The sequence below is a fragment of the Chryseobacterium sp. BGA-UO-ETr-SB22 genome, from assembly GCF_059567885.1.
In genome coordinates this window covers 500,705-514,011 of the sequence record NZ_JCAQOV010000004.1, presented here as the reverse complement: position 1 = coordinate 514,011, position 13,307 = coordinate 500,705, and the positions used below count along the sequence as shown (strand labels likewise).

17 protein-coding genes are annotated in these 13,307 nt (G+C 36.9%); 5 read left to right on the top strand and 12 right to left on the bottom strand.

All coding sequences use genetic code 11. From position 1 onward, the window contains the following. Window positions 1–42: 42 nt before the first annotated feature. Both AC57AW_RS06045 and AC57AW_RS06040 read left to right on the top strand, forming a co-directional pair. The gene (locus AC57AW_RS06045) at window positions 43–1,239 is read left to right on the top strand and encodes a multidrug effflux MFS transporter (protein ID WP_496351187.1); all 1,197 of its coding nucleotides are present in this window, start codon (window positions 43–45) and stop codon (window positions 1,237–1,239) included. A gap of 130 nt (window positions 1,240–1,369) precedes the next feature. Further along, window positions 1,370–2,278 (top strand): DUF6268 family outer membrane beta-barrel protein, encoded by a 909-nt coding sequence (locus AC57AW_RS06040; RefSeq protein WP_496351186.1) that lies wholly within the window; start codon window positions 1,370–1,372, stop codon window positions 2,276–2,278. Between the two features lie 66 nt (window positions 2,279–2,344). Here AC57AW_RS06040 and AC57AW_RS06035 read toward each other — a convergent pair whose 3' ends face one another. From AC57AW_RS06035 to pepT, 7 genes are all read right to left on the bottom strand, one after another. Further along, window positions 2,345–3,079, bottom strand: coding sequence for a LytR/AlgR family response regulator transcription factor (locus AC57AW_RS06035; protein ID WP_496351184.1), 735 nt, complete (start codon window positions 3,077–3,079; stop codon window positions 2,345–2,347). After that, window positions 3,069–4,130: a sensor histidine kinase gene (locus AC57AW_RS06030; protein WP_318847583.1), complete on the bottom strand. Its 1,062-nt coding sequence runs from the start codon at window positions 4,128–4,130 to the stop codon at window positions 3,069–3,071. The genes AC57AW_RS06035 and AC57AW_RS06030 overlap by 11 nt, the downstream gene beginning before the upstream one ends. A 79-nt stretch (window positions 4,131–4,209) precedes the next feature. Beyond that, on the bottom strand, window positions 4,210–4,803 hold the full coding sequence (locus AC57AW_RS06025) for a porin family protein (protein WP_496351183.1): 594 nt from the start codon (window positions 4,801–4,803) through the stop codon (window positions 4,210–4,212). 151 nt (window positions 4,804–4,954) lie between these two features. Beyond that, window positions 4,955–5,197, bottom strand: a complete 243-nt coding sequence (locus AC57AW_RS06020; RefSeq protein ID WP_496351182.1) for a hypothetical protein — start codon at window positions 5,195–5,197, stop codon at window positions 4,955–4,957. Between the two features lie 159 nt (window positions 5,198–5,356). After that, entirely contained in the window at window positions 5,357–6,664 is a 1,308-nt protein-coding gene (locus tag AC57AW_RS06015) for a hypothetical protein (RefSeq protein ID WP_496351181.1), read from the bottom strand. Between the two features lie 178 nt (window positions 6,665–6,842). Further along, window positions 6,843–7,409, bottom strand: coding sequence for a hypothetical protein (locus AC57AW_RS06010; protein WP_496351180.1), 567 nt, complete (start codon window positions 7,407–7,409; stop codon window positions 6,843–6,845). Between the two features lie 6 nt (window positions 7,410–7,415). Next, window positions 7,416–8,663 carry a peptidase T gene (gene pepT, locus AC57AW_RS06005; RefSeq protein WP_318847578.1) on the bottom strand — a complete coding sequence of 416 codons (1,248 nt, stop codon included), beginning with the start codon at window positions 8,661–8,663 and terminating at the stop codon, window positions 7,416–7,418. Window positions 8,664–8,850: 187 nt separating this feature from the next. Between pepT and AC57AW_RS06000 the strand changes: the two genes are divergently transcribed. The 3 genes from AC57AW_RS06000 to AC57AW_RS05990 are packed head-to-tail and all read left to right on the top strand — an operon-like array spanning window position 8,851 to window position 11,157. Continuing rightward, entirely contained in the window at window positions 8,851–9,699 is an 849-nt protein-coding gene (locus tag AC57AW_RS06000) for a hydroxymethylglutaryl-CoA lyase (RefSeq protein ID WP_496351179.1), read from the top strand. A 3-nt stretch (window positions 9,700–9,702) separates the two neighbouring features. After that, entirely contained in the window at window positions 9,703–10,308 is a 606-nt protein-coding gene (locus AC57AW_RS05995; RefSeq protein WP_496351178.1) for a hypothetical protein, read from the top strand. Window positions 10,309–10,317: 9 nt separating this feature from the next. Continuing rightward, the gene (locus tag AC57AW_RS05990) at window positions 10,318–11,157 is read left to right on the top strand and encodes a sulfurtransferase (RefSeq protein ID WP_496351177.1); all 840 of its coding nucleotides are present in this window, start codon (window positions 10,318–10,320) and stop codon (window positions 11,155–11,157) included. A gap of 65 nt (window positions 11,158–11,222) precedes the next feature. Here the strand turns inward: AC57AW_RS05990 and AC57AW_RS05985 are convergent, their stop codons facing one another. Genes AC57AW_RS05985 through AC57AW_RS05965 form a run of 5 tightly spaced genes read right to left on the bottom strand, consistent with a single transcriptional unit; the run spans window position 11,223 to window position 13,286 of the window. Next, window positions 11,223–11,366 carry a hypothetical protein gene (locus tag AC57AW_RS05985; protein WP_318847574.1) on the bottom strand — a complete coding sequence of 48 codons (144 nt, stop codon included), beginning with the start codon at window positions 11,364–11,366 and terminating at the stop codon, window positions 11,223–11,225. Between the two features lie 15 nt (window positions 11,367–11,381). Further along, complete coding sequence (locus tag AC57AW_RS05980) at window positions 11,382–11,708, bottom strand: SUF system Fe-S cluster assembly protein (protein ID WP_318847573.1); 327 nt, start codon at window positions 11,706–11,708, stop codon at window positions 11,382–11,384. Between the two features lie 3 nt (window positions 11,709–11,711). After that, window positions 11,712–12,413 (bottom strand): 3'-5' exonuclease, encoded by a 702-nt coding sequence (locus AC57AW_RS05975; protein WP_496351176.1) that lies wholly within the window; start codon window positions 12,411–12,413, stop codon window positions 11,712–11,714. A 19-nt stretch (window positions 12,414–12,432) separates the two neighbouring features. Next, complete coding sequence (locus AC57AW_RS05970; RefSeq protein WP_496351175.1) at window positions 12,433–12,780, bottom strand: tRNA-binding protein; 348 nt, start codon at window positions 12,778–12,780, stop codon at window positions 12,433–12,435. Further along, window positions 12,777–13,286, bottom strand: a complete 510-nt coding sequence (locus AC57AW_RS05965) for a hypothetical protein (protein ID WP_496351174.1) — start codon at window positions 13,284–13,286, stop codon at window positions 12,777–12,779. Before AC57AW_RS05965 ends, AC57AW_RS05970 begins: the two co-directional genes overlap by 4 nt. Between the last annotated feature and the right edge of the window lie 21 nt (window positions 13,287–13,307).

The window sequence follows — 13,307 nt, the reverse complement described above, 5'->3', positions numbered from 1 at the left end:
ACTTTGCAGCTGAAAAACCGCCTGTGAAGGCTTATATTATTTATGAAGAAGAATTTGAATATTGTAGTGTTTATTTTAGCACTGCTCAACACATTGGAGTCGCTAAGTATAGATCTTTATCTTCCTGCTTTCCCAAGTATGGCTAAAATCTTTAATACCGATATCGGTCATATCCAGATCTCCATTTCGGTGTTCTTTGCCGGGTTTGCTTTCGGACAATTACTATGGGGACCTTTATCAGATAAAAAAGGAAGAAAACCCATGCTGTATTGCGGGCTTTTACTTTTTATTATAGGAGCTACAGCCATCTATTTTACCTCAGATATTTATGTTTTATGGGGCATGCGTTTTCTGCATGCGTTCGGTGGAAGTGCCGGAATTGTTATTGGTAGAGCGATCATTATTGATCTTTATGATAAACAGAAATCGGTAACGATCTTTTCCCAGCAGTCTCAGATCAGTGGGATAGCTCCCATTGTAGCACCGTTATTGGGAAGTGTTTTCCTTAAATTCTGGGGCTGGAACAGTTCTTTCGCCTTTTTATGCATCATGGGACTGATTACATTTTTTATGGTATACAAATATGTACCGGAAACCAATGCCAGAATCAATCTTTCTGATGAGGAACTGATGGATGAGAAAGGATTAAAAGACCAGCTGAAAATGATCCTTTCCAACAAAGATTTTATCAACAGTACAATGGTAGGGAGCCTTGCTTTTGCGTCACTGATTATTTACATTTCAAATGCACCATTCTTATTTATGGAAATCCATGGTTTCTCAAGCACTGTGTTCAGTTTTATATTTGCTTTTAACTCACTGGCTTTGATAACAGCGGCTTATATTACTCCTAAACTGATCAAAAGAATAAGCAATTCAACCCTTTTATTTACAGCAACGATTGTGTTGCTGGTGGTATGTTCCCTTCATATTCTGGTTGCTGCTGAAAACGTTTCTGTAGCTCTGGAAATTGCAATGCTTTATCTGTCGTTACTGGCTATTGGTATTTTGTTTCCTATTACATCCGCTCACGCGCTGTCTCCATTTAAAGAAGGAAGAGGAACAGCAGCGGCTTTACTTGGATTCATGCAGTTGATGGTTACCTTCTTAATATCGGGACTGATTGGGCTTTTGGAAGCAGACTCTATCCTCCCGATGGTAATAACACGTTCTGCAATGGCATTAATCGCGGTTTGGTTCGGATACCGAATTTTTAAGACTCAAAAAGCAGCAGCTTAGGAAACCTGTTCTCCAGAATATTGGAAAACTAATCCTCCTATTTGATCCTGTTGTCATACAATCCGGACACTTAATCAAGTAATTTTTGTAAAAAATAACCAAAGGGCTCTCTTTGCATAAAATTTAAAATATGAAAAGAACCCTTTCGACGGTTTTATGTTGTTTATTGCCATTAGGATACTGGGTAAATGCACAATCCGGGATTTCTGCAGAGCTGAAAACAGAATATATTCCGGGCTCAAACTATATCCGTCCAGAAGACAGCACAAAAACGAATTCTAAAAGTGATTTTAAAAGGATAGATCTTAACCTGAGTATTCCGTTATCCGTAAAAAAGGATACCGATGGGAAGGTAAGATCGTGGTCTATGCTACTCAGCGGATCTTATGCAAAGATGAGCCACAAAAATTATGAAACCCAGTTATTTCCGAATGAGATGCTGAATGCGCAGGTCGGAATACAGCATATGAGACCTTTGGGCAAAAAGTGGAGTATGATGATGAATGCATCTGTGGGAGTGTATACAGACCTTGAAAGAGTCAATTTTGATGATGTACTGGGGCAGGGAGGAATTTTGTTTATCAGACATTTTAACCCCAATCTTTCATTAGGAGGAGGGCCGGTGCTTACTACGGCGTTTGGAGTTCCTATGATTTTACCATGGATCTATTTTGACTGGAAGACCAACGGAAAAATTAAATTCAATATCAATTTCCCTCAAGGCATGGAAGCCGGTTATATGTTTTCAGAAAAATTTGCTTTAAAAGCTGTTGTAGATCTCAATGGGATGACGGTAGAGAGAAATGTAGGCGGAAAATCTATGCTTCTGGGTTATCAGCAGATCACTGCTGGGCTCAGACCTGAATTGAAAATCAATGATAAACTTACGTTACGTGTAACAGGTGGAACGGCAATACTGAGAAGTTTCAGCGAAAATGACAGGAAAATCAGTAGCATCTTCAGAGACAAAAAAGTAGCAGATCCAAGATTTGCCAGTACATTCTATGCTGCAGTATCACTGCGCTGGAATCTGCCATAAAAATAAGAAAGGGAAGGCTTGTAAAGATATTTTACGCCTTCCCTTTTTTGATACGTTATTTCTTCTTTACTTACTGATCAGTTTCTTATATACCACCTGATTAAGCAATTCCTCTTTTCGGGTACGGGAAATGGGAAGCTCAATTTTATTAATGAAAAGCCTTCCTCCCGAAATCATATCAATATGGGTGATATTGATGAGGAAAGATTTATGGATCCTGAAAAAATGATCTGAAGGAAGAGATTCCTCAATCGCTTTCATCGTCTGATGAATAATCAGCGACTTATCTTTAAAATGAAGCTTGGTGTAATTCTGCATACTTTCAATGTATAGGATATCTACCCAGGAAACCTTAATAAAGGAGTCAGACTGCCTCACATACAGAAAAGGATCATCCAGAGGGGTATTCTTTTTCAATTTTTCACTGATGATAAACTGTTGCTGTGCCTTATTTACCGCCTGATAAAAACGGTTAAAAGCAATAGGTTTTAAAAGATAATCTGCTACCTGCAGACGAAATCCCTCCAAAGCATATTCAGAATAGGCTGTGGTAAGAATACATAACGGTGGGTTTTCCAGCTGTTCCAGAAATTCCAGACCGGTAAGATAAGGCATATTGATATCCAGGAAAAGAAGATCTATTTCACTCTCCTTTACTTTGGCGTCTGCTTCCAATGCGGTGGCACAGGTTCCTTCAACTGATAAAAAATCAATTTGATCAGCCAGTTCTTTAAGATGGAATCTTGCAAGAGGTTCATCATCTATAATCAGGCATTTCATTTTAGGAATATTAGAGCTCATGATGGTCAGATAAAGTTAAAATTAAAGTTATTTTGAAAATATGATGATCTGATTCAATTTTTAGATCATGAGAGTCGGGATATTGCAACTTTAAACGTTTTTTTACATTCTGAAGGCCAATTCCGCCCGCTCCGTCTTTCTTTTTGTAGGTAGCCATATCGGAATAGGAATTTTCAACATAGAAATAAAGATTGTTGTCTTTTTCTTTGCAGGAGATTTTCACATATCCTTTATGCCCGGGAAGCCTGCAGACATATTTAAAGGCATTTTCGATAAAAGGCACCAATAGCAGAGGAGCAATATAAGCTTTCCTGTTATTAATTTCCCAGGAAGCTTTTACATCCAGTTCATTTCCCCATCTCAGTTTTTCTACCTCAACAAGATTTTGAAGATACTCAATCTCTTTATCCAAAGGAACTAATGGTTGATTACAATGATACAGCTGGTATCGTAGAATATCTGAAAATTTCATCAGTAAAAAATCAGCAAGCTGTGTGTCTGTTTTCATCAGAATATGAATATGGTTCAGGATATTGAATACCACATGAGGGTTGATCTGATCCTGCAAAAGTTTAAGCTGGTTTTCCAGATGGGCTTGCTGAAGAAGAATATGATCACGCTCTATCCTTCCATGTTCTTTATAAAATTTTATACCACATGCTGCTCCGTTGATCAAAAATGAAGCAGGCAAGGACATATAAAAGCCTTTCCACAAAAAAGGAAGCTGGTCTGGGAAATTCGGTGGAAGCTCATTTTTTGGAGCCACTTCAAGATAAGTGAAAATAAAAGCGAAGATAAGGCTCAACATGAAAATAACGATTACAGCCTGTATCAGAAACTGTTTCATCTTTTTTTCCCGTAAAGCTTTCGGAAGAAGCTTATTGGTTAAAAAATGAGTGAATGTAAATGAAGAAACCGCAATAATAACGGCTTGGATCATAGCAATATATTGCTCAGTGGTAGTCTGAAAATTACACCACAGTACAATAGCCAGAACAAGCCAGAAACTAAAAGTAAATAGATATTCTTTAAAGGCAAAAGATTTTGTCATGGAACTTGAAATAAGTTGATAAAAAAATTAGAAACTGCAGGGAAAACAGTTTCTAATAGGTAAAGATAATTTAAGTTTTTTAGAACAGGAAATAACCTATTCCCAGGGAAAAACTATGGGGTTTGGACTTAAATTCTTTACTGATGCCTGAAAGACCTGTTTCATACCTAAGATCTACCGTGAAGTTTTTATAATCTACCCCAATACCTCCTGTAATTCCAATATTGGATTTGTCAAACTTTTTAAAACCTTCCTGCAAAGCCTTAGAGGAAGATAAATTATTATTAAAGGCATAGCTGTAAACACCTCCTGCGAATGCTCTTACATTAAAATCATCAGTTTTAATGAATTTATATCCTACCACTACAGGAATATCAATAGCGTTCCATGAAAGTTTTGAAGAGCTTCCGTCTTGGGAGGTGTATGATGTCTTCCTTTTGTTGAACAGAGCTTCTCCCTGTACATACAACCTTCCGATGTCCATTCTTGTCATTACTCCTGCCTGATAACCGAATCCATATTTCCCTTCCAAAGAAGACTCTGTTGAGGTTTTTGTAAAGTTTGCCCCTCCCTTGACCCCAATGTGAAAAGCGGGAGTCTGCTGTGCTTTAGTTTCTATACTGCAAAAAATGCATAATAACAATGCACTTAGCGCTAAAAATTGCTGCTTCATAAATTAATTGTTGTTAAAAATCTGATGCAAAACAACAATGATCAAGGCAGAAATGAAATTTTATTTGATGAATGGCAGAAATGCTTTGACAAGGATCTGTTTTCGGGTGAAAATAAAAATCGGAAGTATCTCTACTTCCGATTTTCTATCATTAAAATGGTTGTTCTTCACATCTGGAAGGAGGATTACATCCGCCGCCGCCTGGATTTCCACCACCTCCTACGGCGATGCATTGTCCGGGATTTTCGTTTTCATACATTTCGCATGCATATCCCCAGGCACATTGGCAATCGTCCTGACAATTATAAGAGTTGCCTCCCATATGACAGCCGTCTATTCCGCTGCCCAGAATTGTAGATAAGTCTTTTCTCAAAAGTTTTTTGATTTTTTTCATAGTTAAGTTGGTGTTAAATGTTATCGTTTATAAATTGTACATCTTTGTAAATATAATGAAAAGTATTAAATAGTTGTAGGTTAATTATATGTTTGGGTATTTTTTATGTAAAAAAACCACTATTTAAGTGGTTTTGTATTAATGTATAAATATTATGTTTTAGAAACTAAAATCCTTTTGATACAGCATATATTCTTTTTTGAAAAGAGGGATCGTTCCTTCATATCTTAGAGGAGCTATTCCAAAACCATAAAACATATCAGCCTGGATTTTGCCTTTTACAGAAAACACGCCTTTTCTTTCAGGAATAAATGTCAATCCTAAAGACGAAAGGGCAGAAGCTCTTCCTCTTAATCCGGAATTGGCAATAGGAATAGAAATAAACATCAGTCCTACAGCTCCTTTTGCTTCTAAGCCTGCTTCAGCAGATAAGTTCCCTTCTGCACTGGTGATGGCAGGTTCTGATTTCTTTTGAAGATTAATATTAATCGCCGGATTTTTGCTTACAAGAAAGTTGGCATTTCCCTCAAGATCCAAAAGTTGTGCCTGTACTTTCCCTGTAGCCTGTACTCCAAGGAAAGGACCAGCAGAAAGAGTAGGACTTAAAATCAGTCCTGTAGGCCCTAAAACGATTGGAACAATAGGTATATTTAGATAGTCTGTAGTGCTTGCCGTATAGCCCAGACTTCCCACAATACTCGCAGTGCTCTGAAGCTTGATATCATCCATAATGAGGTTAACATAGAAGTTGGATAAGTGTCCCCATGAGAATGTGATATTATAATCAATCTTTGGTGTGAATCCTCCTTGTACATTTACAGTGGATGTTCCTGCTGAAGAGAGAGGAAACGAAAAGGTTTTATTGAAATTATAACGGTTGAAGGTAATTAATTTCTGGTTTTGAAGGTTTTTCGCTTCAATAGAAAGTATCTTTTGGTTGATTTGTTCAGAGACCATACCTTCTACAGGGATGTAATTAACCATTCTTCCATCAATATTAACGGGAGCTTTACCGGATGGGTCATATACTCCGCTTAACGTTCCGCTATAGATAAATTCTTCAAGTTTTGCGCTGGAGGTTTGTACGGTAAACTGATTATTTGCTTTAGAAACAAAGCTTACTTTTGAAAGAATTGTGTTCACCTGATCACCTTCTATTTTAGTACCTACAATTACGGTTCCTACCGAAATACTGTCTGTTTGCGGGGTCATACGGCTAAATGTAATTTCCCTGTCATTATGAACGGAAATTGCATTGACAGATTCATCATTCAGAATAATAACATTCTTCTGTAAAGTAAGATTTCCCAAAGTTTTCATTTGAACAGACTCTGCAGGTTTTTCAACAGGAGCATCCGCCGGATCATCCTGAGAACAAGACGTTAAAAGAAACAAACAGAAAATAGAAAAAAGAAGAGAAAAATAAAACTTTCTGTTGATTTTGAAGAAATTAGATTTCATTTTCATAAGCAGTGATTTTAAGTTTTTCTCTAATTTAGGTGAATTATTTAAAGCTTACAAAAGAATCATGTTAAATTAGTGTCAATAACATAATGATTTTCAATGAGATTTAGATGTTCCTCACGATGATGTTTCTGAAATATGGAAAAGAAAAACCCGCTCTCATTGGAACGGGTTCATTATATTATTTTTTAAAAGTTAATACTAAAGGAATAGAAACGTTTGATGACACTGGTTTTCCTTTGTCTTCAGCCGGTTTCCACTTGCCTTTATCTTTTATGCGGTAAAAAGCCGCTTCAATAAATGCATTCACATCTTCATTATTTCCTTTTACATTAGGATCCAGAGCATTTCCTTTAGAGTCAACTACAAAAGTTATTGTTGCTTTGTAGGCATCCGGAGAAAAGTTTAAAAAACCAAGATCAACAGCTTCATATAAGGCCTTTTGGAAGGCTGCTTTGCCTTTATCATACTCGGCTTCTTTAGTGACTTTTGTTTTTACAGGAGGATCTGCAGCGATCATTTTCTGATCCTCAAGAGAAGCTTTATCTAAAGCGTCTTTGTAAGCTGCTATTTTCTCTTCTGTCAAAAGCCATTCTTTCTTCGTTTTTAAATCATTAGGCTTAGGATATTTGTTATACAGAGCCGTTTTCTTTCTTTCATAGCGGGAATCTGCCCTTTGAAATTCAGAAATCTGGGCACTGCCGAAAATAAAAGTGAAAATGAGTGCTGATGCTAAGACCTTTTTCATGATTTATTAAGCTTTTACAATATTAATAATTACTTCAGTTGCTTTTTCCATACTTTCCAAAGCTACATATTCGTAGGGTCCGTGGAAGTTGATTCCTCCTGCGAAAATATTAGGACATGGAAGTCCCATATAAGAGAGCTGGGCACCGTCTGTTCCTCCTCTGATCGCTTTGATCTTAGGCTCGATACCTGCTTCAGTCATTGCTTTTGCAGCAAGATCTACAATGTGCATTTTACCTTCAAACTGCTGCTTCATGTTTCTGTATTGCTCTTTGATCTCCACTTCAGCAGTTCCTTCGCCGTGCTTTTGGTTGAATTCAGCTACTTTTCCTTCCATGAATTTCTTTCTGGTTTCAAATTTATCTGCATCATGATCACGGATAATGTATTGAAGTTTAGCCTCAGAAATATCTGCTGTAATATCCATTAAATGATAGAATCCATCAAAACCTTTTGTTGTTGAAGGCGTTTCATTAGCAGGAAGCATTTGAGCAAATTCAGCCGCTAAAAGAGCCGCATTGATCATTTTTCCGTAAGCATAACCAGGGTGAACGCTCAATCCGTGGATTTTTACTACAGCTCCTGCTGCGTTGAAGTTTTCATACTCCAATTCTCCAACTTCTCCACCATCCATTGTATAAGCCCATTCTGCACCAAATTTAGCAACGTCAAATTTATGCGCTCCTCTTCCGATCTCTTCATCCGGAGTAAATCCTATAGCAATTCTTCCATGCTTAATTTCTGGATGGGCGATAAGATATTCCGCAGCCGTCACAATCTCTGCACAACCCGCTTTATCATCAGCACCAAGAAGCGTATTTCCGTCAGTAGTAATTAACGTTTTACCGATATATTTTTTTAAACTTTCAAATCTTGAAGGAGACAGTGTGAATCCTGTCGCCTGGTTCAGAAGAAGATCATTTCCATCATAATTTTCCCAAACTTGAGGTTTTACATTTTCCCCGCTGAAGTCCGGTGAAGTATCATAGTGTGAAATAAATCCGATGGTAGGTCTGTCATCATTTTCAAGGTTAGAAGGAACATACCCCATAATATAACCATGCTCATCAATTGAAACATTTTCCAGGCCGATTGTTTTCAGCTCTTCAGTGATGTAATTGGCAATATCCCACTGGCGGGGAGTAGAAGGTGTTGTTTCACTCTCTGCATCGCTGGTTGAATATATTTTTACATAGCTAAGAAAACGGTTCAGTAATTTTTCTTTCCACAATGGGTTGAATTCTATTGTACTCATCAGATATCATAAATTTTAACAAAGTTAGCAAATTTGATGCTCAGAATATGTTATTTGCGACTTAATATCAATTATTGAAATTATAAATCAGATATAAATCTTTGAAAATCAAAATAGTGTTAGCTTTGTATGTACAGTATACCAAGTAGTTTAGTTTTATTATATTTGAGAAAATCAAAAAGTAACAATGTTTCTTACCGAATGTCCTAGAGATGCCATGCAGGGATGGGGAGAGTTTATCCCTACCGATAAAAAAATAGATTATATCAACTCCTTGATGGATGTTGGCTTTGATGTATTGGATTGTCTGAGTTTTGTTTCTCCGAAAGCAATTCCACAGATGGCTGATTCTGATGAGGTAGCCGAAAATATCGATAAATCTCGTTCCAAAACGAAAGTTTCCGCGATTATCGGCAATTACAGAGGTGCTGAAAAAGCACTGAAACACCAATCGGTTGATATTCTGGGTTTTCCGTTTTCTATTTCCGAAACTTTTCAGCACAGAAATACCAATAAAAGTCAGGAAGAAGCTTTTGATGAAATTATTAAAATGCTGGAACTGACAAAAAGTGAGGGAAAACAGCTTAACATATATTTTTCCATGGCTTTTGGAAATCCATATGGCGAAATGTGGAAGTGGGAAGATGTAGACCATTGGGCACAGCGATTTTCAGATATCGGAGTGAAAGATATTTTATTGTCTGATACTACAGGAGTAGCAACTCCGGAAACGATTGCTCTTTTGTTTGAAAAAATACCTTCAAAATATCCTGAAATCAACTTTGGAGGGCACTTTCATAACCGTTATGAAGATTCTTATTCAAAATTAAAAGCAGCTTATGATAAAGGCTGCAGAAGATTCGACAGCGCGATCAAAGGTATCGGAGGATGCCCTATGGCTAAAGATGATCTTGTAGGAAATATGCCTACAGAGCAGGTTATCAACTTTATGAGCGTTGAAAAAGCAGAGCATAAACTGAATCTCCTGAACTTTGAAAGTTCTTACAATAAAGCGAAGGATATTTTTCATTTTTAAGATATGAAGAGTTTATTTGCATTGCTGTTTCTTTTTTTAAGTTTTGTAATAAATGCTCAATTAAAAGAAGTAAAACAATTGAAATCGATAGAAAAAAAATATGATTCTATTTTGATTTCATATCAAAAAAAAGCTAAAGACTCATTGTCATATCTTAAAAAGAGCGATAGAAATGAGATTATGGCAAAAGAAGAGGGTAGAATTTATCAAATGAAAAAAGAAGATGAATACGCCCAATTAAAAAAAATAAAAGAAGAAGAACAAGAGTTGGTAAAATTGAATTTGCCGGAAAAACATATAAAGTGTGATGAAGGAGCTGGTATTCAAATGCCTGATCTTCTGATAAAACCAAAATACAAGCCTACTGTTTCAAGAACCACTAAGCAAACTTCAAAAGGAGATAATAGTGAATTAACAACTGTTGTTACCTTTAGTGTTAGTGCTGATGGATATATTAAAAAAGTAAATGCTGTTGGGAATGATGATGATTTTAATAAGCAGTCGGAGTTAACACTTTATAAAATTGAAAAAATGACACCCAGATGTATAGGAGGTATCTCTAGAGCTACAATCTATAAATTGCCGGTAAGAATGACTTTTAATAATTAATTCTATTCTATGATTTCTCCAATAATCTTATCATCCGAACTCAAAAATATTCCAGCAGAAAACCTCATCATTCTTGATGCAAGAACAGGAAAAGAAGTAAAGCAGAACTATCTTGAAAGACATATTAAAGGAGCAAGGTTCATTGATCTGGATAAAGATCTGGCTGAGATAGGAGAGGATGCCGCTTTTGGGGGAAGACACCCGCTTCCTTCAGTAGAAAAATTTGCTGAAACACTTTCCGGTCTTGGAATCGATGATAATTCTCACATCATAGTGTATGATGATAAAAATGCTTCTAATGCTGCGGCAAGAGCCTGGTGGATGCTAAGATCTTTCGGGTTTGAAAAGGTACAGGTTCTGGATGGGGGAATGCAGGCTGCAGAAAAGAATGGGCTGGAATTTTCTTCAGGAGAAGAAATATTTGACAAAGCTTCTTTAATAAAAAAGGATCAGTGGCTTCTTCCTGTTTCCGGCTTGGAAATTGTTGAAAATGAGCTGATAAACAATTCCTCTACGGTCATTGATGTAAGAGATTCCTATCGCTATAAAGGTGAATCTGAACCTATTGATCTGGTTGCAGGCCATATTCCGGGAGCAATTAATATTCCTTTTTCTGAAAATCTTGATGAAAACGGAAATTTCCTGAGCCCGGAAATTTTAAAAGAAAAATACAGCCAGTTATTAGAGAGTAAACCTGAGCATCTGATCATTCACTGTGGTTCAGGTGTTACTGCATGTCATACTATCTTAGCTCTGGATTATGCAGGATTCCCGATGCCGGCTCTCTATGTAGGTTCATGGAGTGAGTGGAGCAGGAGAGAAGGAAAAGAAATAGCAAAAGAAAATTAAATAAAAAAAAGGATGTCTATCAGGCATCCTTTTCTTGTATGGTACAGTATTGTGTTCAGTTGTACTTACTTTTTATTTAAGTGAAGCAGTGAAATAATGATAAATCCTATCCCAGTAATAAAAGGAGGCTGTGCTTTCATCTGCGCTCCTAAATAAAGCATATATATTCCAAGGAAAGCAAGAGCTATTACGGCAATTTTCTTTGTCATTATATCCTGAATGTTTTATAGCATTCCCAGCTCAAACTTCGCCTCTTCGCTCATCATATCCTTATTCCAGCTCGGTTCGAAAGTAAGCTCTAAATCTACACTATTCACAAGCTCTACTTCAGCCACTTTATCTTTTACTTCCTGAGGAAGCGTTTCTGCAACAGGACAGTTGGGAGTAGTAAGGGTCATTATAATTTTTACGTCAGCATCATCGGAGATCTGAACATCGTAAATAAGCCCTAATTCGTAAATATCTACCGGAATTTCGGGGTCATATACGGTTTTCAGCACACCAATGATTTCCTCACCAATGTCAGCAATTTGATCGTCTGTAAATTTCATTTTTTAATCTAGATTGATATTCCTTTTCAACAAATCTTCCTGACGCATGCGCCGGAAAATATTTGCCAAAGTTAAGACATCTTTTTCACAATAGTCTACAATTCTCTGCAAGTCTTTCTCTATGTAGTAAATTGATGAAACCATTGAGCCGTCAATATCATCTTTCGGAGTAGGAATACCAAAGACATGAGCCAATAATTCTAATGATACAAAACTTTTATAATCCCCAAACTTCCACAGTTCCATAGTGTCTATATGAGGAATTTCCCAGGGTTTCTTACCAAACATTTGAAAAGGAGCCGGGGGCTGCATGCCATTGATAAGGTATCGTCTGGCAATCCATGGGAAATCAAATTCCTTTCCATTATGAGCACAAAGAATGACATTGTAAAGTCTTGGGCTGTTGAAGATTTCTCCAAACTCCTGAAGCATTTTTTTCTCATCATGCCCGGAAAAACTTTTTATTTTCAGCGTTTCATTCTTTTCAATCATCCCGATGGTAATGCAGATGATTTTTCCAAACTCGGCCATAATACCGGCACGTTCATAAAACTCTTCTGCCGAGATCTCTTCTTTTCTCTGAAACCGGGTTTTCTTGTCCCACAGATATTGCTCTGTTTCAGATAAGTCGTCCCAGGATCCCGACTGCGGAACGGTCTCAATATCAAGGAATAAAACTCTTTCTAAGGGTATGTTCTGTATCATATGTGTTTTTATTTGCTGTCTATCCTACCTGCATTCCGTTTTTTGTAGGCAATGAAGGGGTTAAAAGAGTAACATCTTTTTGATCTTCACCATATAATCCCAGCACCAGGCACTCACTGAAGAAGTTGGCAATCTGCTTTTTAGGGAAATTCACTACTGCCAAAATCTGTTTTCCGATAAGTTCTTCTTTTTCATAAAGAGAAGTAATCTGTGCGGATGATTTTCTGATTCCTAAATCTCCAAAGTCTATTTCCAGTTGATAAGATGGATTTCTGGCCTTTTCAAAATCATTTACTGAAAGGATTGTTCCACATCTGATATCTATTTTTTCAAAATCTGCCCAGGTGATGTCTGGTTTTACTGTCATGCTAATTCGTTGATTAAATGTTCTACTTCTGTTTTCTGTTCTGCATATTTTTGTTGTAGTTCTGAACCTTCACCCATTCTTTTGTAATATTCCAACGCTTTTCCGCCGAAGAATTTTTTATGAAAATCTGAAACCTCCGGAATCTGCGGAAATACTTTGTGAAAAAGCATCTCATAATAGGCCTGAAATTCTCTTTCATTTTTGTCTTCAATGACATGCCCTGGAGCTTTCTGTCTTACATGAAGCATTTCGTGAGCCACCATATTAAGGACAAGGTTAAGGTCGAAATCAAATAAATTTCTCGGAATCATTACTGTTTGCGGCCCTCCCAGCTCACCTTCTGCAGTAAGAAGCATCGAGGTGGGAGAAAGTTCTTCCCTGAATCCAAATCCTGCAAAATTTTCATGCTCAAGATCAAAAGAATGAATCAGGTATTTTGCTGCATCCAAAATCTGATCGTGTTCTTTATAGGCTTCAAGGTGTAAATTGATCTGCTCGAAATTCATCTGAAATATGTTTTAAACAAA